Below are 20789 nucleotides of genomic sequence, written 5' to 3' on the forward strand. Positions count from 1 at the left end.
ATTCCAATGAACCCCATTATTTGAATGAAGCAAATCAAAGGAGGATTCCCATGAGCAAAGTATTAAAACGTTCCGAAGTACCTGAAGACAACACATGGAAGCTGCAGGACCTGTTTGCCAATCAGGCAGCGTGGGACAAATCATATGATGAGTTGAAGAAGTTAAAAGACAAGGCTGGCGAATTTGAGGGCAAACTAGATCAGGCGGGCAACATCAAAGCTGTCTTCGAGCTTGAGGATGAGTTGTCTCTGAATATCGAGCGCCTGTACGTATATGCCCATCTGAATCATGATCAGGATACTACCAACCCTACATATCAAGCGCTGGTGCAGAAGGCACGTAAGTTAAGCGTTGAACTCAGCGAAGCCTTATCCTTTATTACGCCGGAAATTCTGGCGTTGCCGAATCAGCAATTAGATCAATTCATTGATGATCCCACCCTGGCGGCATACCGTTTCACATTACAAGAGATCAAGCGCGAGAAAGCCCATGTGCTGAGCAAGACGGAAGAAGCCTTACTCGCGCAGGTAGGCAATCTGTCTCAAGCGCCACAACAAATCTTTGGCATGATTAACAATGCCGATATGAAATTTCCGAAGATCAAGGATGAGAACGGGCAAGAGGTGGATTTGACTCACGGCAGCTACATCCAATTCCTTGAAAACCCAAACCGTGAAGTGCGCGAGCGGGCTTTCAAGGCTGTTTACGAGACTTATGGCAAGCAAAAAAATACGATCGCCTCTACGTTAAGTGCCAACGTGAACAAAAATATGTTCTACTCACGGGTACGCAAATACCCGTCCGTACTTGAAATGTCTCTCTATGGCGATAACATTCCGAAGGAAGTCTACACCAATCTGATTGATACCATTCATGAGAGCCTGCCGCTCTTGCAACGGTATATGGAGCTGCGCAAGAAGCTGCTCGGCGTCGATGAATTGCATATGTACGATCTGTTCGCTCCTCTGGTTGAGGAATATAAATGGGACATCACTTACGATGATGCGAAGAAGATGGTCGTCGAAGGTCTGGAGCCATTGGGCGAGAACTATTTGAATGTACTTCGTTCCGGCTTCGAGGATCGTTGGATCGACGTCTATGAGAATGATGGCAAACGTACAGGAGCCTATAGCTGGGGCGCTTATGGTACCCATCCGTATGTATTGCTGAACCATAACGATAATTTGAACAGCATGTTTACGCTCGCTCATGAGATGGGTCATGCCCTGCACTCCTATTTCTCGGACGAAGCATTGAAATATCGGGATGCCCAATACACTATTTTCCTGGCCGAGGTTGCCTCAACAACCAACGAAGCGTTGTTAATGGATTATTTACTCAAAAAATCGACCGATCCGAAGCAAAAGCTGTACCTGCTCACCTACTATGCGGATCAATTCCGTACGACCGTGTTCCGGCAAACGATGTTCGCCGAATTTGAGAAGATCATCCATGAGCGGGCCGAAGCCGGCGAATCCTTGACTCCACAGGAGCTTTCAAAGATTTACTATGATCTGAATGTGAAATATCACGGCAAGAGTATGGTCGTTGACCAGGATATCGAAATGGAATGGGCACGGATTCCTCACTTCTATACCAGCTTCTATGTCTACAAATACGCCACCGGCTTCTCGGCGGCAACCAGCTTCTCCAAGCAAATTCTGGAGGAAGGCCAACCTGCCGTAGACCGCTACCTGGGCTTCTTGAAGAGCGGGGGCAGCGATTACTCGATTAATATCCTGAAGAAGGCCGGCGTTGACATGTCCTCACCGGAGCCGATTCGCGAAGCCATGAGCGTATTCGAAGACGTCATTAAGCAAATTGAAGAGCTGACCCAATAAGCTAAGCGGGGCTTTGGACCCGATTCCGTAAAATCCCTTGCTCCAAACGGACGAGGGATTTTATACTGTCCTAGAAGGAGGTGTTCCTCATGAAAATTCAATGGTCCCTAATTATGGCACTCATCTTCGCCCTGATTACGGCAGTGTTCGCTGTGATTAACGTAAATCCGGTTCAAGTCAATTTGTTGTTCGGATCGGTCAGCTTGCCCTTGATCCTGCTCATCTTGGGTAGTACGCTGCTCGGCGGCATCATCGTTGGTTCCTTTGGCATTTACCGTGGATATCGGTTGCAACGGGAAGTCAAGAGCCTACAGGCCAAGCTTGTACATATTCAGGATGCAACCGGCTATGTGCTCCCGGAGCCGGAGAAGCATGAACGCAAAAAGAAGAAAGCCACAGATCACGAGGCGACGGCTCAACAAGGCGATAATGAAGTGTTGGCTGGTGAGACCGATGCCATGGCAGGCAGCGTTGAAGAAGATCGCTAACGTTGCATGAACGTAAAGGAGAATAACGATGAACTCTATACAACCCAATGAAGATTATATGTTGAATTTGCTGAAAGAACTGCTCGATACACCAAGCCCCAGCGGTTTTACCCGCCATATCATGTCGTTGATTCAGCGGGAATCGGATGCACTTGGGATTCCTTGCTCCTTCAACGAGAAGGGCGGCGCGATCCTCACCCTGGCAGGCAAAGATGCTTCTCGGCGTATCGCCTTGAGCGCCCATGTGGACACACTGGGAGCTATGGTACGTGCCATACGTCCCAACGGAACCCTGGCCTTGACCTCCGTTGGCGGCTTCATGATGAATGCCATCGAGAACGAATATTGCCAAATTCACACTCGCAGTGGCAAGGTCTATACAGGAACGATTCTCTCCATTCACCCATCCGTGCATGTATATAGTGATGCCCGTGATTTTAAGCGTGAGGAGAAGAATATGGAGGTTCGGATTGACGAGCTCGTGGAAAATAAAGACGATGTCCTCAAGCTCGGCATCTCGGTGGGAGACTTCATCTCCTTTGATGCCCGCCCTGTCATCACACCAAGCGGGTATATCAAATCTCGCCATCTCGATGATAAGGCCAGTGTGGCTGCTCTGTTCGGTGTGCTTGAAGCTAGTCGGCGAGAAGGCTGGGTGCCCAAGCATGATCTGGTATTCCTTATCTCCAACTATGAAGAAGTAGGTCATGGTACCGCCTGGATTCCCGAGGGGATTCATGAAATGATCGCCGTAGACATGGGTGCCCTCGGCGATGATCTAAGCTGCAAGGAGACAGAGGTATCCATTTGTGCCAAAGACTCCTCTGGCCCGTACGATTACGAAATGACCAGCCGGTTGATTGAATTGGCCAAGAATCTTGATATTCCTCATGCCGTCGATATTTACCCCTATTACGGCTCGGATGCATCGGCTGCCTTACGAGGTGGTAACAATATCCGCGCCGCGTTGATCGGCCCAGGAGTCCATGCCTCCCACGCCATGGAACGGACGCACAAGCAAGCGGTGCTTAATACAGCCCGGTTACTGGCAGCCTACGTTGCCGAGTAGCCCCAGCGGCTCTCCATTTCAAAAAAACCTTGAAGTTCCTGCGTAACTTAGACGCAAGGTGCCTCAAGGTTTTTTTAATATCATAAGTCCGGTCAGTCCTCCACCAATCGATGACGATACCATTTATGACCGCGGAAACGCCTCAGGAAAATCAGCCCGCGTATGCCCCATTCAATATCCATAGCTAGCCATACCCCAATTACACCGAAAGGCAAGACAATCCCCAGAATATAACCAAGCACTACACGGAACAGCCACATGGATAACATGGAGACAACCGAGGTATATTTCGCATCCCCTGCTGCCCGTAGCGCCGATGGAGTAATGAAGCTGATCGACCACAGTGGAATTTGCATCAGCGTGTTCATCAGTACAATGATAAAGATATCATCCACAATCTCAGCCGGTGGATGGAACAATGAAACCAAAGGCTTGAATAACGGCAATACAATCAAGCCCATGAAGATAAACGTTGAAGAAGACAACCAAATAAATGAGCGCGTGAGCTTGCGAGCATCGTCGATATTTTTACTGCCAATACATTGCCCCACCACGGTGACAATCGCAATGGATAAGGCGTTAGCCGGAATCTGAATAACCATAGCAAGCGACGAGCTAATAGCGTTGGCAGCAATAGCATAGGTGCCCAGACTGACGATGAAGATTTGCGTCAAGATCTTCCCACCGTTGAAGAACATCTGCTCGGCCGCAAACGGCATCCCGATGGACATAATTTTCTTGAGCATGGTCAGGTTGACCCGAACCATATCCCTCAGACGAATATGCAAGGAAGCATCCAACTTGACCAGATAATAGATCGCACAAGCTGCCGCCAAATATCGTGAGACATTCACGGCAATGTTCATCCCCATGATGCCCAGATCGGCTAAATTAATGAGCAGAAAGTTAAGCAATACGTAGGTTAAATTCATGATCAAGGATAACATCAGGGAAGCCCGTGATTTCCCGATCCCTCGCAGCACTCCGCATACCGCTTCAACAACAGCGATTCCACAGAAGGAAAGGCTGCTACCGATCAAATAAGATCGGGCATTCTGAAATACATCCGGTGCGGCTGAGCCGAATAACAAATTCAAGGCCGGATTGTGGAACACAATAATTAGCAAGCTGATAGCCAAAGCCAACAGAAATACCGAGGCTACGGAACCTGATGAGGACTTGGATACCATCTCGGGATTGCGGCTGCCCTTATACTGCGCCACTACCACTGTCCCCCCGGTGGCTACCCCCACGAACACGTTAATCAGGAAAATATTAAGCGAATCTACCATATTGACGGCGCTCACCGCCGCCACTCCCGAGGAGCTGATCATCGCCGTATTCACCAGGTTCAGGCCAATAATGAATGCCTGGTCAATCAGAATCGGAATGATAAGAGCAATAATTTGCCGATAATCAATAGATTTGCCAGAGAAATGCTTGTCCGCAAATTGATGCGTTCTAGTTCGAATAGCTGCACTAAGCACGTAATCACATCTTTTTCATGGTTTATAGAGGTAGTTCAAAAAGTCATCTTTTGATCACGAAGTCATTCAGGAAGTAGTTTCGGCGTCGAATCTTGAATTCACCTGGGCCTTCCGATGCTCACGTACCCACTACGTACGCTCCGCTTCTCAGTCCCTAGCTTCATCCAACCTTCTCGGTGCTGAAAAGCTGACTTTTTGAACTTTTATTGAAGCTCAATCTAACATTTTCGGCAATGCTACAACAAAGAAAAGACTCTTCGTTAACGAAGAGTTTACAATTTATTGTGATATTTACATGCTCACCACACAAGGCAGCCGTATCTCCAACGTGTATTATACCACCTTGGCTGGCAGGTGGCTTGCTCTGAAAATGAGCATTTCACCGCTTATTGGGCAAAAAAGAAGAGGAAAGCCGAAGGGTTCCCGGCTTTCCTCTTTGCTGCTCTGTTTTAGCAGGCCTGATCAAGAGTGGCGTCCCGCTTCTATCTTCTCTGCCAACTCATTCAGATAAGTCCAGCGCTCCATCAAGCGCTCCAATTCAGCCTCGGCCTCTTGCTGAGCCTGCATCAGTTCCTGTAGTCGCATGGCGTCGCTGGCCGAGGCCTCCATGTCTTCTGCGATAGAAGTCAAGCGCTGCTCGGCGGCCTCGATAGTAGCGTCGATTGTGTCATATTCTCGCTGCTCGTTATAGCTGAATTTCAGCTTCTCCCCACGGGAAACCTCACGACCTTGGGTATCTGTCTGACCTTGTGCCTTGCTAACAGCAGGAGTAGCCCCGTTGGCCCGGAGGCTGGAAGCCGCCGTTCCCTTCGCGTTGCCCCCCGCCTGTACCCGTTCCTCATAATCGCTATAGTCGCCCACATGAATCGCAACGATTCCGTCGCCCTCAAAGGCCATAATTTTATCCACAGTCCGGTCCAGGAAATACCGATCATGAGATACAACGAATACCGCACCGGGAAATTCATCGAGATAGGCTTCCAATACGGACAACGTTTGTATATCCAGATCATTGGTAGGTTCATCCAGCAACAATACGTTCGGGGCACCCATGAGCACTCGCAGCAAGTATAGCCGCCGCTTCTCTCCTCCCGACAACTTACTGATGGGCGTCCACTGCATATCTGACGAGAACAGGAAGCGCTCCAGCATCTGCGAAGCGGTGATGCGCGAGCCATCTGCGGTAGTGACAACCTCGGCGGCTTCTTTCACATACTCAATAACCCGCTGAGCCCCATCCATCTCCTGATGTTCCTGGGTGAAATAGCCCAGATTGACGGTTTGACCCATTGCAATCTCACCAGCATCAGGATGAGTACGCCCGGCAATCATGTTAAGCAATGTCGATTTGCCACTGCCGTTAGGCCCCACGATGCCCACGCGATCCCCTGGAACGGCCGTGTAGGTCAGTTCCTTGATCAGCACACGGTCTGGAATGGCTTTGCTCAAGCCTTCGATCTCCACAATTTTACGACCCAGTCTAGTAGATGCTACTGAGATATCCAAATGATCATTTCTGGACTCTGGCCCCGCTGCCTGCAGTTGCTCAAAGCGTTCAATCCTGGCCTTCTGCTTGGTCGAGCGAGCTTGCGCTCCCCGGCGAATCCAGGCCAGTTCCGTACGCAGCAGATTTTTTCTCTTCTGCTCGGAGGCCGCCTCCCGCTCCTCGCGTTCACTCTTCAGCTCCAGGAATCGACTATAGTTGGCCTCATAGCGGAACAAACGTCCATGATCAAGCTCCAGCATGACGTTGCAAACCCGATCCAGGAAGTAACGATCATGCGTGATCAGCAGCAATGCCCCACGCCGCTTCTGCAAGTACGTCTCCAGCCAAGCGACCGAATCATTATCAATATGGTTGGTAGGCTCGTCAAGAATTAGCAGTTCCGAAGGGATGATCAGCGCCGAAGCTAATGCTACACGCTTGCGTTGTCCCCCGGACAATTGGCCCATATGCTGGGTAAAATCCGCAATCCCCAAGCGGGACAACACGCTCTTGGCATCGCTGACCAAGGTCCAGGCCTGCAGGCGGTCCATCTCCTGGGATAAGCGCAAGACTTCAGCCTGACGCGATTCATCATCAGGCTGCTGTTGAAGTGCTTCCTCCGCCTCCATATAGGCCGACACCACCTGCAGTTCGGGGCCTCCCCCCTGGAATACACCACGCAAGACCGTGATATCCGGGTCATACTGTGGATTTTGGGCCAGAAAAGTCACTCTCACATCCCGATTAATCGCTACTCTTCCCTCATCAGGCTGATCCAGGCCAGCGATGACTTTGAGAAAGGTTGATTTTCCCGTGCCATTGACGCCAATAATCCCGATTTTGTCGTTCTCGTCCATCCCGAAGGAAGCACCCTGGAACAACACCTTTTCCCCATACGTCTTCGTCAAGTTCTCTATCGTTAGTATATTCATGTTAATCCCTACTTTATCATATCATCCCGATTCCCCAGGCCAGCAATCCTGCCCCAAGAGAACTGAGTAAATTTACCATGTCATTGCTCATCCAGCCTAGGCCCCTTGAGGGTACTATATCCTGACCGCAGTGAGAGGTTACCTCCACTTCCTTGCCGCAAACCGGGCAGTGATGCATACGCTGGAGGGTCGCTCCCAGCCAGGAATCGGCGAAGGCGCCAGCCATGCCGGAAAGCCCTCCAATGATAACCCATTTGACCAAGGCCAGCAAAATAACTCCCGCGCTACCTCCTGCTATACCGCCTGTCCATAGTAACAACAGCCAGGCAGCTCCGCCGATACACACAGCTCCGGCTAGAGCTGCCATACTCCCAAGCCATGTGACTCCGCCCGAGGTTCCTGGGGGTATAACCCGACCACTCTTGATGGAGCGGGGTGGCGTCTTGCTTAGCCCTCCCCACTCCGTGGCCCAGGTGTCCGCCGTAACCGCCGCCATCGTACCAACAAAGAAATACGCCCAGCCCGGCGACGGCCAAAATAAGTTGCCCAAACAAGCCAGCATCCCCAGTCCACCGTTAGCCAATACCTGCGCCGCATCCCGACGGCCGCTCTTGGCATAGGACTTCTCAAGTTCCTGCTTACGCTCGCCGCGAAGATGGGAAAATACAGACGAACTCACGAAGAAGAGCAGCAAAATACCGAACCAGAACAGGTTGCCTGCGCCATAATACACCGTACCCATAACCAGTGCCGCAAGCATCCCGGATAAGGAAAGTGACCTTCTGGCGTAAGCGGCACCCGAGACGACCAAAGCGCATGAGGCACCGATAATCCAATCTATCATCATGAAGCAGACGGACCGGAATCCACGGTACAACTGCCAAGCATACGGGAGCCATAGGATATCTCCAGCTTGTCTCCCTGATGAACGGGGCCCACACCCTCCGGTGTACCCGTGAAGATCAGATCCCCTTCACCTAATCCGTAATTTGCTGCGATATAATCAACGATTTGTTGCAAAGGGAATATCATTCGGTTAATGTTGCCTTGTTGTACCGTCTCCCCGTTCTTGCGCAACACAAAGTCGTTACCCGCCGTCTCCACGGCTCCAGGGAAAGCCAGAAAAGGAGTGATGGGTGCAGACTGAAGGAAGCCCTTGGCCGGGGTCCACGGATTCCCTTGCTCCCTCACGATATTCTGCACATCCCGCAAGGTAAAGTCGATACCGAAGGCCATGACATCCACCAATTCATCCACGGTCATCCCCGGCTTGTAATCTCTGGCAATACGCAGAACCAATTCCACCTCGTAGTGTACCGAGCCCCGGTCAGCCGGAAGCTGGACACCGCTCCCATTCATCGTCGTGACCGCATGGGACGGCTTAAGAAATATCATCGGCTCAGTTGGCACGTCATTACCCAGTTCCTCAGCATGGGCCTTGTAATTCCGGCCTACGCAATATACGTTCGCAATCATCTTGTTCATCATCTTCTCGTCCTCCCTATGTACGTCGTCCCCGATTCTTTGGGAAACACCGCCAATTGTATAAGCTATACTGCTACCCGAATACTTCGCCGGTATCTGCAATTCTCACACCGGGAGACATCTCCGCGATCTCCCGCAGCAGCTTGCCTCCATCCTCCGCATTCATCGGAACCGGCTGACCCAATTCAGTACGGTACGGAATCAGGCGCAGGCTGCATTCTCCCTCCTTCGTGAACACCGCCGCAAATACAGCAGTCTCCCACGTCTTCGGGTCCTTGGATTTGGTGAAAATAAAATTGCCTGTACTGTAAACAATCCATTTGCCCTGGTATTGCTCCAGCCCCTGCATCACGTGAGGATGGCTGCCGATTACCAGATCTGCTCCGGCATCAATGTAAGCGTGGGCCAGCTCCTGCTGATGATCCTCCAGGACCGTTGTCCGCTCTTTGCCCCAATGGCTCATAACCAGTACAAGATCGGCATTCTCTTTGGCTGTACGGATCTCCTCCAGCGCTCGCCCCGGCGTATACGCCGAAGCTACTCCTGCATGATTGGCACCGGCAGCCCAGCCTGATTCGGGCACAACCCGGCTGAATGATAGCAAGGCAACCCTGATTCCCTTGCGCTCCAGATATACAGGCGCATAAGCATCCTTGGCCGCATGGCCTGCTCCGGCATAGGCTATATTATGTTCCTTTAGCGCCTTCAAAGTATCCTTAAGGCCTGAGATGCCCTGATCAAGAATATGGTTATTAGCCAGGCCCACCGCATCTATGCCCGCCTTGGCCATGGGCGCGAGCGCCTTGGTCGGGGACTTGAATACGTAGGTCTTGTTCTCGGCGGGCTGCCCCCCCTCCGTCACTGGTGTCTCCAGGTTTAACAAGGTCAAGTCATCCTGTTCAAACAGCTCCCTGATATATTCATAGGGGAAATCATACCCCTTCTTCTCCAATCGCTCCTGCACTTTACCTGAAAACATCGTATCTCCGGCAAAATGAATCAGCAGATGCTCCCCTGCTTCTTCACTGTTCTTGGGCGCATCAACGGGCGGCGCGTAGGTAGCTACGGGTTCAGAACCTTCCACACCCTCGCTTCCGGCCGAAGCCTCGGCTTCCCCATTCGGCTCATTAGCCTTCTGCTCTTCTACGTGCTCCGTCGTCTCCTCTTCTCCGGTCTCTCCCCCAAGGTAGGCCAAGCCATCTTCCAGAGACTCCATGGGTGGCAAGAACTCGGTAGTTCCCGTCTCTATCCCTCTTTGCTGGGTACGCACCTCAACATAGAAATAGGCCCCAAGTACAAAAATCAAAGTGAGTAGAGTTAAATTAAGCAGGAGCCATATCCGGTTCTGAATCCGCCGGTTCTCCTGCTGCTTTTGCTTGTTCTTCTGTGATCTGGGTGGATACATTACGGACTCCTTTGAAACCATATTTCAAACCGTATTGATTTTATTATATCAGGTATCGAGAAATAAATAGAACCCATCGCCTAATTTGCAGGCAAGGGGTTCTATCGTCCCAGGTCTCGGCCGGGACCTTTCTCAATGTTACGGTTGTGCTATCTTCAACCCTGACGCCATACGCTCGGCCAATTCCTTAGCCTGCTTGATACAATCAGGCAAGCCGACACCGTAGAAGGCCGCTCCTGTTGCGTAAACGCTAGGCAATTCCGCTTCCAGCCGCTGGCGAAGATCGTCCAATTGCTCCAAGTGACCTACGGGATATTGCGGCATCGACTTTGGAAGCCGGGTAATCTCTGTGAACAGCGGGCGAGCCTTGAGCTCCATCAGCTTGTTCAAGTCGTTAAGCACAAGCTCGGTCAACTCCTCGTCAGACTGGAACACCTTCTCTTCATCCCCGGAACGCCCGACATAACAACGCAGCAGCATTTTATCGTCTGGACTCGTATGCAGCCATTTAACGCCGGTCCAGGTACATGCGGTGATGTTCATGCCTTCCCTGCGAGGTACGAGGAAACCCGAACCATCGAATACCCCTGCAACATCCTTCTTGTCGAAGGCCATCACCACATTAGCCACAGAAACATAATTAATTGCGTCCAGCGCGGTTACGTCTACATGCGGACGCAACAGCCTTGCTGCAGCAAAGGCCTGTACAGTCACGATGACCTCGTCAGCCTCCAGCGATTCTCCCGTGTTCAATAATATTTGATAACGGCCATTTTCTTCCCCTGAGACACGGCGAATTTCCGTGACCTCGCGCTCAAGACGCAAACGAACATCCGATAGCGAAGCGGTTAAGCCATCAATCAGGGTTTGCAGACCCTTACGAAACGTCAGGAAGGCACTGCGTTTAGCCCCCGTATGCGTCTCCGCCGGTTTCTTACCGCCCATCATCCCCTTGATAAGACTGCCATGGGCTCGTTCCGCCTCTCCGAACTGAGGGAAGGTTGACTGTAAGCTCAGCTTATAGGTATCTCCAGCATAAATTCCGGCCAGTAGCGGCTCGGTAATATTTTGCAAAACCTCCGCGCCGAGCCGTCGTTCAATGAAAGCTCCAAGCGATTCATCTTCCTTACTCTGTCGGGCTGGCATCACCAGATCCAGCATCGCTCTTGCCTTGCCGCTCCAACTCAGGAGCCCGCTGCGCAGAAATGGACTTAGCTCCGTAGGAATCCCCAGGACAAGCCCGGACGGCATCGGATGCAGTTTGCCACCACTAACGATATATGTCTTCTTGGCCTCTGGATTCATAGAGACAAGCTCGTGCTCCAGACCAAGCTCTCTCGCCAGATCGATCATTGCCGTCTTTCGAGCCAGGAAAGAATCCGGACCCTTCTCAATCACGAACTCATCCTTACGCAACGTTTCAATTTTGCCACCCAAGACGTTTTCTTTCTCCACGATGGTGATCTGTGGCGTTATGCCCTGTTCTCTGTAAAATTTGCGGACATAGAACGCTGCGGACAATCCGGTCAATCCTCCGCCGATAATGACCACATTACAGGAAGCTTCACTCATTCGTCTTCACTCTTTCCCATTGCGAAGTTCTAATAACCATGTCGCCTAATGTCTCCATGTATAATGGTTCCGTATTTAAGGATTCGATGCGCTCCAGACGCATATCCAGTTCCTTAGCTACCGTCTTGGCTTCAATGTCCAAATCGTAGAGTACCTCCAGATGATCGGACACAAATCCGACCGGAGCAACGAGCACATCCTCCACCTGTTTACGGCTCAGTTCCTTCAAGGTGTCGAGTATATCCGGACCCAGCCATGGCTCGGCTGTTCTTCCCGCGCTTTGCCATGTAAATTGCCAGGAGCTGACGTTGGCCTTTCTTGCTACAGCCTCCGAAGTCTCCAGCAATTGGTCACGGTATGGGTCACCCATCTGCACTGTCCGTTCAGGCAAGCTATGTGCGCTGAACAATACCTGCACTTGATCACGTACCGCGCCCGCTTCCTCGAATTCGTCCAATTTCTTCGCTACTCTCACCGCAAGAGCTTCAATTAACTTCGGATGGAGGTGATAGCTCTCCACGAATTTCATGGTCACGCCGGCTTCTTGCGCCTGTGCCTCTGCTCGCTTGATGTAACCGCCGATGCTCATGATTGAGTAATGTGGGGCTAATACAATACCAATTCCCTCACGAATGCCATCTGCTGCCATGGCGCTTACGCCGTCCTCGATGAACGGATACGCATGCTTCAATCCTTGATAGCAGACAAACTCCACATCTTTGTCCGCGGTCAGTTGATTCAAGGTGTCCTGCAAGGCGGCCACCTGCTTGTCCGTATTCGCCCGCAAGGGGAATACCCCGCCCACGATGGCTTCGTACCGACCAACCAGCTCCTGAAGCTGCTCTGTGGTTGGTGGATGGCCGCGCCGGATATGCGTATAGTAGGCCTCGACCTGATCCAAACTTTGTGGTGTGCCGTAGGACATCACCAATACTCCGATCTTTGCTTTCACGATTCCTGTTCACCTCTGGTCGATAGTTGGTTTACTTCGTCCCACTTGAATGTTCAGCCTTGTTGTGCGGGTGCATTCTGCCGCATCAGCGCCTTCCGGGAATACTCATGTACGAACTCCGTTAGCTCTCGCAGCTTCTCCAGCGAAGCCTCAGGGAACAAGCCATGTCCAAGATTAAAGACATAACCTGGCTTCAGTACCCCTTCATCAATAATCCGCGCAGCCTGTTCCTTGATCACATCCATTGGCGCTGTCAACAGATAAGGGTCCAAATTACCCTGTACGGCAAAGTTCTGACCCAAACGCCGACGTCCCTCCGTGATGGATACACGCCAATCAAGTCCAATCCCATCCGCCTCAAGTCCGATCAGCGTCGGTAGCAGTTCTCCTGAGCTTACACCTGGAAAATAAATTTTCGGTACATCCAAATGCCGAAGTTCGGCAAAAATACGTGTAATCGTCGGAAGCACATAAGTCTCGAAGTCTCTTGGGGCCAAAGCGCCCACCCAGCTATCAAACAACTGAAGCGCCTTGCCACCATGCGAGACATGGGCCTGCAAATAGGTAATGACCATGTCGCCCAGTTTGTCCATCAGCTTGAACCACAGCTTTGGCTGACCATACATCATAGCCTTGGTGTGAATATAGCTCTTGGAGGGACGACCTTCAATCAAGTAGGAGGCAATCGTAAATGGCGCTCCGGCAAAGGTAATCAGGGGAACCTCAAGCTCCCGGTCCAGAATAGAGATGGTTTGCAGAATATGGGATAAGTCCTTCTCCACGTCAATCCGCCGCAGGCGTTCAACATCCGCCTCCGTGCGAATGGGCTGATCAATCACCGGCCCTACATTCTTGACGATATCAAAATCAATGCCTAGCGAAGCAACCGGATTCATAATGTCGGAATACAAAATAGCCGCATCCACGCCAAGCTTGTGGACTGGCATCATCGTCACTTCAGCCGCCAATTCGGGTTGCCGACAAATTTCAAGCAAACTGTACTTTTCTTTAATTTTTCGATAATCGGGGTCATATCTTCCCGCCTGGCGCATGTACCATACCGGAAGTTCATCCACTTCCTGCTGCCGCAAAGCCCGGATCAAGCGATCATTATAAACCAAACCCTACGCCTCCTGAAACTTATCATTATAATATTTTAAAAGGTTGTTCATTACTATAAACATTCTAATTTACATTATGCCCTTTTTAAAAGTAAGTAACAACTCTCACAACGGGAAAACGGGTGGCAAACCTTTGACAATCGGATGAAGAGCGCATGAAGTTTGCCTCAGACCGGGGCTCCCCGGTTGTGATATACTGGAAAGACTTTGTTTGGACGACCAGATCTCTGTGAAAGGAAGTGAGGGCACTTTGAAGACGTGGAAGGTCAATCTCATGGTGCTTTGGATCGGGCAATTTTTTGCAAATGCGGGCATGACGATGATCACTCCCTTTCTCTCGCTGTATCTGGCGAGAGATTTGCATGTTCAGGGGGAGCAAGCCATTGGAATATGGGCCGGATCCATCTTTGCTGCCAATTTTGCGACCTCGTTCATCTTCCAGCCCCTTTGGGGCAAGCTGGCCGATAAATACGGACGCAAAATCATGCTGCTGCGCTCCGGCTTCGGAATGGCCATTGTCGTCACGCTGATGGGCTTTGCCACCGAGCCCTGGCATCTGCTCGCACTCCGGCTGCTGAATGGAACCATCTCCGGCTTCAACCCTGCCTCTGTGGCTCTGGTGTCAGGAACGGCCCCGAAGGAAAGGATGGGCTTTGCGATGGGCATTACGCAATCCGGCCTTGTTGCCGGCACCATCCTGGGTCCCTTAATCGGCGGATTACTCGCTGGATGGGTAGGATTTCGCCCCATCTTCTATATTACGGGCTCCCTGCTATTCTTCGCCTCCATGCTCGCGTTGTTGTTCGTACGCGAGAATTTTGATCGTGAAGAAGCAGCCCATACGCCGCAGCCTTCGGTATGGCAAGGACTCGTGGAACTGAACAAAACCCCGCAATTGACCGCCTTGTTCGCCGTGACCTTCTTGCTGCAATTCGCCATGCTAAGCCCGATGTCGCTGCTGCCGTTGTATGTAGAGAAGCTTCATGGACAGACTGCAGACGTAGCCTTCTGGGCGGGATTTGTTAGTGCCGCCACGGGAATTTCCAATATGATCACCTCACCGGTGCTCGGAAGGGTCAGCGACAGGCTTGGTGCACATCGTGTGCTCACCTTCTGTCTGGTGGGAGCGGCTGCTACACTCATCCCGCAAGCATTCGTTCAATCCGTCTGGCAGTTGATTACCATCCGCTTTATGATGGGTGTATTTATGGGCGGATTGCTGCCCAGTGTCAACGCCTTAATCCGTCACTACACCCCGGATGGTATGGAGAGCCGAGCATTCGGCTTCAACAGCAGTACACTGGCCCTTGGCAATATGCTTGGCTCGCTGATTGGCGGGTTTCTTTCCGGTTATATCGGCATTGAAGGCTTGTTCATCATCTCCGGCGTCCTGTTGCTCCTGAATACGCTGTGGGTCCGCCTGAAGCTGTATGGCAAAGCCAAAGTGCATACTGGACGAGCTTAACCTGAATGGGCTTGTCTGGTATGCTCGAAGAAGGCCAGCAAATCTTCCGTGTTCGCAAAGCCTGACTGGGCTTGCTTATTGCTTCCCCCGCCTTTTCCCTGGTAAGCAGGAAGATGCTCCTTGAAGAAGGCACCGCAGGATACCGGGAAGCTGCCACTATGAGCAAATACGAGCTTATTCTCAAGCTCGGACGCCAGCAGCACCATAACCTCCCCTTGGGCGACTACCTCGCTGGCCAGGCTTTGCAATTGCGTGAGGGACTTGTCCGTATAGCACGCTGCGATCATCCCGTTGTCTTGCTTGGTGAGTAATTCCTTGGCTTCGTGCCTATCTTCCTTCTGCTTCAATTCGGACACCTCGGCTTGCAGCCGCTTCTGTTCTTCCTCCCAGCGGTCCAGCCGGTCGATGAGCTCGTTTCTGCCTGTTTTCAGCCTGGCTGTGAGTTGGCTTAATACGCGCTGTTGCTCCTGAAACTCAGTTAAAGCACGGTATCCGCTCTTGAAGGTGATTCGAGTGTAACCCTTCTGCTTCTCGCTCTTGAGTAGCTTGATCATGCCGATCGAGCCGGTAGAAGCAACATGTGTCCCGCCGCACCCGTTATGTTCAACATCTTCCATTTCCACAATACGAACATGCTCCGTCACTTTAGGTGGCTTGACCAGCGGCAATCGCCCTGCCTCCTCAGCGGATACGAAATAGCTGACAATCCGATGATTCAGATAGATATGACGGTTCACCTCCTGCTCAATAGCAGCAAGCTGTTCAGGTGACAGCTCCGGCTTATCTACATCAATCGTGCAGTAGTCGGCTCCCAGATGGAAGCTCATCGTGATGGCGTCATATAAATCGCGGCAAACCGCAGATAACAGATGTTGCCCGCTATGTTGCTGCATATGATCAAACCTGCGCGGCCAATCGATTTCGCAAGCAACCTGATCCGTCTCCGGAAAACGCTCCACACGATGCAATACCTTGTCTTCCTCGCTAATGACGTCCAGCACCTGAATTCCACCAAGCGTCCCCGTATCATGGGGTTGTCCCCCGCCATCGGGATAAAAGGCGCTCTCTTCCAGTACAACAAATTTGCCTTCCTCTCGCTCCAGCTTGTCCTTCACCTGCGTCACCCACCGGGTCAAATAAGCATCTTCAAAATACAGCCTTCTCGTCATCGTGATGCTCCTCTCATGAATTGATTCTCCTGCTTCAAATTGCCTCTAGCGGCGCTGCATGTAGAAGTACACAGGCAGGCCAATGAGCGTAATTCCGATTCCCGTCAAGGACTGTAGCGGATTGCTGATGATGGTGCTGCCCAGGATATAAATGCCGCCCAGAATACCAATCAACGGAGTGATTGGATATAATGGTACACGGTATCTGCCTGGCTCCCCTGAGGTTACAGGCTTCCTTCTCCGCAGAAGAAACACGCCGAACACGCCCATCGTAAAGAAGATCCATAATACAAAAACAAGCAAATCGGTTAGCGTATTAAAGGTCCCTGAGAAAATGTAGATCACCGCGAGCAAGCTTTGGAGAATCAGCGCATTTGCGGGCGTTCCAAATTTAGCATGCTGCTTGCGAAGCAAGCGGGAGAAAGGAATCTGTCCTTTCTCGCCCATCACCTGCGGAACTCTGGCTGCCGTCATGAGGTATCCGTTAAGCGCCCCCAACACAGATACGATAATTCCCGCCGTAATCAACATCGCGCCACCACTGCCAAGCAGAGCCTCTGCTGCATCCGCTCCAGGAGCCTTGGAGCTTACAATCACCTCATAAGGCAAAATTTTAAAAATAGCTAAATTAAACAATACATATACAATAATGACAAAAACAACGCCAATCGAAATTACCTTGGGCATCGTTCGAGCAGGAGTGGGAATTTCACCAGCCATATTGGTCACGCCAATCCAGCCATCATAAGCCCATAACGTACCCAGCACGGCCATACCAAAGCCTGCTCCGGTTACAGCGGCAGGCATACCAGTTAGTCCCGGGGCCGTACCGCTGAACAAACCAAAGCCAACAATACCCACCACCGGCACCAGCTTGCCAACCGTAGCCAGTGTCTGAATGATTCCGCCGTATTTCGTAGCTATGATGTTCATAACTAAGATAAAGGCGAGAATTCCGACCGCCACCAGCTTCTGAACCCAACCGTTCATAGGAAGGAAATAAGCGGAATACGAAGCAAAGGCAATGGCCAGAGCTGCTACTGAGGCTGGATACGAGATAACCGTCTGCACCCAGCCCAGCAGAAAACCAACAACATCACCATATAACTCACCCAAATAGGTGTATAACCCCCCGGATTTGGGAATGGCTGCGGCGATTTCCGCTACCGATAAGGCCGAAGCCAAAGTAATAATACCTCCGAGTGCCCAGGCCATAATGCTCATCCAAGGTGAACCAGCATGGCTGAGGACAATCCCTGGCTTCAAAAATATGCCCGATCCGATAATCATGCCGACCACAATCGACAGAGCTTGGACAAAGGTAATCTGTTTGGGGGTAGAGTGCGGTTCTTGCTGTACATTGGCAATAGGCTTCATCGTTGTTCTCATATCCTTCATTAGTAAGATGACTTTCGTAAATCGGATAGCTTATCCTGAATTACCGCACTATTATACTTTAGCCTGCTTTCCTTAAGCAATTAACATTTGCTAAAAAATAGCGTATTTATCACCTAATAGAATCATAAATATCTTAGGAAGAACGGCTCTGTAAGCCTAAGAGAAAGGTAGGGAAAAAGCATGGCGGTTTCATACATGAATTTCGCCTCACCCTCAGCGCAATTCACGTTTGATGTGAATCGCAATACCACCTTTAAGAAGGATAATCGAAATTTTATCAATGAGGTGTCTATCCAGCAATTAAATACGCTAGGCAATGTCTCACTCCTTGATGTCTATCTCGATAAAAACAATATTGTCGAGCCTCATATCCATCAGAACGCTTCGGAACTGGTCTACTGCATTTCCGGGGAAGTCATTGTATCCATCATCAACCCGTTTACCAATGAGCTGCACAACTATCCTAACCGTCCGGGGCAAGTGACAAACGTTCCTCAAGGGTGGTGGCACTATGATACCGCCACTGTGGACGGCACGCATTTCCTGGCCATCTTCGATGCTCCGATTCCTGAAGTGATTTTGGCCTCGAACATGCTGCGGTTGACCCCTCCCGAGGTATTGGCCTATGCCTATTGCCTCGACCCGGCTAAAGTCAAGGACACCTTCGCCCCACTCAATCAATCGGTGCTCATCGGTCCACCAAAAGGCTGCCATCAGGGCCAGCCAAACGCTCACTTGGCCAATCAAGGGCCCCAGACCCACCATGCTCATCCAGCCCAGCCACCCTATAATCAAGGTTACGGGCTAAGATCAAATGAGCAGAGCGACGGAAATCCCCGGCGTCCTCAAGTCATTGGCAATGGCTGGGCGCATCTGTACCACAACGGGCCTTGAAGCTGTGATCATTTCTTCCATCTCCTTTGGCTTCATGCAAACAAGCAGCGCCGCCTGAGTGGGCCGCGCTGCTTGTTTATTTGCCTTGCTTGATTGAGTATTTATGATGATTTGACCATAGCCAATGCCAGACCATCATACGCCGGCAGCAAAGCGCTTATTAACCGATCATCCCGGGCTATGGTTTCATTGAAACGCCGCATCGCCTGCACAGAGGGTCCGTTCTTGTCCGTATTGAGCGTACGGCCCCTTAACAAAATATTATCCCCGGCGATCAAAGCTCCCGGATTAGCCAGCTTGATGGCATACTCCAGGTAATTGGGATAATTCTCTTTGTCTGCGTCGATGAAGAAGAAATCGAACCGTTCCCCTTCCTCCACCAGCTCCTCCAGGCTGCTAAGCGCTGGAGCAATTCTATAGTCCGCCATATGCCCGAAGCCCGCCTCTTGCAGATTTTTTCGGGCCAACTCAGCGTTCTCTTCCTTTAGCTCCAGCGACAGCAATCTGCCCCCTTCAATCGGTAGGCCCCTGGCCAGACAAATGCCGCTATAGCCTCCCAGTGCACCGATTTCCAGCACCGATCTGGCCCCGGCCAGCTTCACCAGGAACGTCAGAAGCCGTCCATATCCGGGCGCAATAGATACATCCTGAAGCCCGCTTTCGGCAATGGACCGCGTTACACGCTCCAATACCTCATCCTTCGCATATAATTCATCCCCGTATTGTTCAGGCGTTAACATCATAATCTTCCCTTCCTATCTACTTCAAGAAGCGTTTGTAACTTACAGGACATTAGCCTATACTAAATTGTATGGTTTTTCGTTTATTCTCACAAGTACAAAGCTGAAGTTGGAGTGATTATCTAGCATGTCTGGACCTTTGAAATTAATCGCAACCGCACCGATGGGCCTAGAGGCCGTAGTGGTACGCGAGTTGAAAGAATTGGGCTATCATGATACGTCTGTGGATAACGGACGCGTCCATTTTACCGGAGATCTGATCGATATCTGCCACTGCAATTTGTGGCTGAGAACCTCTGACCGGGTTCTGATCAATATGGGGGAATTCAACGCCTTGACGTTTGACGAGCTGTTTGAGGGCACTAAGGCTTTGCCTTGGGAGGACTGGATTCCTGCGGATGGAGAATTTCCCGTTGAGGGCCGTTCGCACAAATCGCAGCTCAGCAGCGTTCCCGCCTGCCAGGGAATTGTGAAGAAGGCCATAGTTGAGAAGCTGAAGCAATCCTATGATATTGAATGGTTCGAGGAATACGGGCCGCGCTACGTGATCGAGATTCATCTCCTGAATGACCGTGCTCTGCTCACCCTCGATACTACGGGATCTGCTCTGCATAAGCGTGGCTACCGCAAGCAAGCCACAGAAGCACCGCTGAAAGAGACGATGGCCGCGGCCATGATTCTGCTTAGCCGCTGGAACCAGAACCCAACACGTCCGTTCTACGATCCCTGCTGCGGCTCGGGAACGTTGCCGATTGAAGCAGCGATGATTGGCTGGAACATCGCGCCGGGACTACGCCGTACCTTTAATTCAGAGAGCTGGCCGGCTATACCGGAGGAGCTCTGGGCCCAGGCACGCGAGGAAGCCATCGACGCCGTACGGGACGATATTCCGCTGAACATTGTGGGCAGCGATATTGATCCGGAAGCCATCGAGATTGCCAAAGCCGCAGCCAAGAGCGCAGGACTAGCCGATGAGATTCGCTTCGAATGCCTCCCGGCCGTCAAGATTGAGCCACAGGGCGATTACGGCTGCATGATTACCAATCCCCCTTACGGGGAACGAATCGGTGAGGAGAAAGAAGTGCGCAAGCTGATATCGCAACTTGGCAGAGTTACCGCAGGCTTGCCGACCTGGTCTTTCTTCGCCCTAACACCAACCAAGACGTTTGAGCGCGACTTCACGCGTAAAGCAGACAAGCGGCGCAAGCTGTTTAATGGACGCATTGAATGCCAATATTTGCAGTATCTCGGACCCCTTCCTCCACGTCATTAATCGTGGTGGGAG

Annotated in this window: 17 protein-coding genes; 6 read left to right on the forward strand and 11 right to left on the reverse strand. The window is 51.3% G+C overall.

Translation table 11 applies throughout. The annotated features are described in order from the left end of the window. Positions 1–50 precede the first annotated feature (50 nt). The 3 genes from pepF (at position 51) to AC1VOR_RS04750 (ending at position 3398) form a co-directional block, all read left to right on the forward strand. A complete protein-coding gene (pepF, locus tag AC1VOR_RS04740) occupies positions 51–1841 on the forward strand; it encodes an oligoendopeptidase F (protein WP_482616413.1) in 1791 nt (596 codons plus the stop codon). Between the two features lie 89 nt (positions 1842–1930). Next, positions 1931–2329, forward strand: coding sequence for a LapA family protein (locus tag AC1VOR_RS04745; RefSeq protein ID WP_482616098.1), 399 nt, complete (start codon positions 1931–1933; stop codon positions 2327–2329). Between the two features lie 28 nt (positions 2330–2357). After that, complete coding sequence (locus AC1VOR_RS04750) at positions 2358–3398, forward strand: M42 family metallopeptidase (protein WP_482616099.1); 1041 nt, start codon at positions 2358–2360, stop codon at positions 3396–3398. Between the two features lie 92 nt (positions 3399–3490). Here the strand turns inward: AC1VOR_RS04750 and AC1VOR_RS04755 are convergent, their stop codons facing one another. The 8 genes from AC1VOR_RS04755 to hemE all read right to left on the reverse strand — a co-directional run bounded on the left by AC1VOR_RS04755 (position 3491) and on the right by hemE (position 13838). Next, complete coding sequence (locus tag AC1VOR_RS04755) at positions 3491–4885, reverse strand: MATE family efflux transporter (protein WP_059054249.1); 1395 nt, start codon at positions 4883–4885, stop codon at positions 3491–3493. A gap of 462 nt (positions 4886–5347) precedes the next feature. Further along, positions 5348–7303: an ABC-F family ATP-binding cassette domain-containing protein gene (locus AC1VOR_RS04760; protein WP_482616100.1), complete on the reverse strand. Its 1956-nt coding sequence runs from the start codon at positions 7301–7303 to the stop codon at positions 5348–5350. A 16-nt stretch (positions 7304–7319) separates the two neighbouring features. Beyond that, positions 7320–8144, reverse strand: coding sequence for a DUF92 domain-containing protein (locus AC1VOR_RS04765; protein ID WP_482616414.1), 825 nt, complete (start codon positions 8142–8144; stop codon positions 7320–7322). Positions 8145–8146: 2 nt separating this feature from the next. Then, a complete protein-coding gene (locus AC1VOR_RS04770; protein ID WP_482616415.1) occupies positions 8147–8788 on the reverse strand; it encodes a fumarylacetoacetate hydrolase family protein in 642 nt (213 codons plus the stop codon). Positions 8789–8861: 73 nt separating this feature from the next. Next, positions 8862–10193, reverse strand: coding sequence for a CapA family protein (locus tag AC1VOR_RS04775; protein WP_482616101.1), 1332 nt, complete (start codon positions 10191–10193; stop codon positions 8862–8864). Positions 10194–10331: 138 nt separating this feature from the next. Continuing rightward, a complete protein-coding gene (gene hemG / locus AC1VOR_RS04780; protein WP_482616102.1) occupies positions 10332–11765 on the reverse strand; it encodes a protoporphyrinogen oxidase in 1434 nt (477 codons plus the stop codon). Further along, entirely contained in the window at positions 11758–12717 is a 960-nt protein-coding gene (gene hemH, locus AC1VOR_RS04785; RefSeq protein WP_482616103.1) for a ferrochelatase, read from the reverse strand. The genes hemG and hemH overlap by 8 nt, the downstream gene beginning before the upstream one ends. Before the next feature lie 53 nt (positions 12718–12770). After that, on the reverse strand, positions 12771–13838 hold the full coding sequence (hemE, locus tag AC1VOR_RS04790) for a uroporphyrinogen decarboxylase (RefSeq protein WP_482616104.1): 1068 nt from the start codon (positions 13836–13838) through the stop codon (positions 12771–12773). 274 nt (positions 13839–14112) lie between these two features. On the opposite strand from hemE, the gene AC1VOR_RS04795 reads away from it, so the two are divergent. Then, entirely contained in the window at positions 14113–15303 is a 1191-nt protein-coding gene (locus AC1VOR_RS04795) for an MFS transporter (RefSeq protein WP_482616416.1), read from the forward strand. Here the strand turns inward: AC1VOR_RS04795 and AC1VOR_RS04800 are convergent. Further along, positions 15300–16472 (reverse strand): alanine--tRNA ligase-related protein, encoded by a 1173-nt coding sequence (locus tag AC1VOR_RS04800; RefSeq protein ID WP_482616106.1) that lies wholly within the window; start codon positions 16470–16472, stop codon positions 15300–15302. The two genes, AC1VOR_RS04795 and AC1VOR_RS04800, sit on opposite strands and share 4 nt — an antisense overlap. Positions 16473–16517: 45 nt before the next feature. Then, positions 16518–17861, reverse strand: a complete 1344-nt coding sequence (locus AC1VOR_RS04805; protein ID WP_482616107.1) for an APC family permease — start codon at positions 17859–17861, stop codon at positions 16518–16520. 189 nt (positions 17862–18050) lie between these two features. On the opposite strand from AC1VOR_RS04805, the gene AC1VOR_RS04810 reads away from it, so the two are divergent. Continuing rightward, positions 18051–18764 (forward strand): cupin domain-containing protein, encoded by a 714-nt coding sequence (locus AC1VOR_RS04810; RefSeq protein WP_482616109.1) that lies wholly within the window; start codon positions 18051–18053, stop codon positions 18762–18764. Between the two features lie 101 nt (positions 18765–18865). Here the strand turns inward: AC1VOR_RS04810 and AC1VOR_RS04815 are convergent, their stop codons facing one another. Beyond that, positions 18866–19507 (reverse strand): O-methyltransferase, encoded by a 642-nt coding sequence (locus AC1VOR_RS04815; RefSeq protein ID WP_482616110.1) that lies wholly within the window; start codon positions 19505–19507, stop codon positions 18866–18868. Between the two features lie 124 nt (positions 19508–19631). On the opposite strand from AC1VOR_RS04815, the gene AC1VOR_RS04820 reads away from it, so the two are divergent. After that, positions 19632–20777, forward strand: a complete 1146-nt coding sequence (locus tag AC1VOR_RS04820) for a THUMP domain-containing class I SAM-dependent RNA methyltransferase (protein WP_482616112.1) — start codon at positions 19632–19634, stop codon at positions 20775–20777. Positions 20778–20789 lie beyond the last annotated feature (12 nt).

The organism is Paenibacillus sp. 1SOY10 (genome assembly GCF_056836745.1).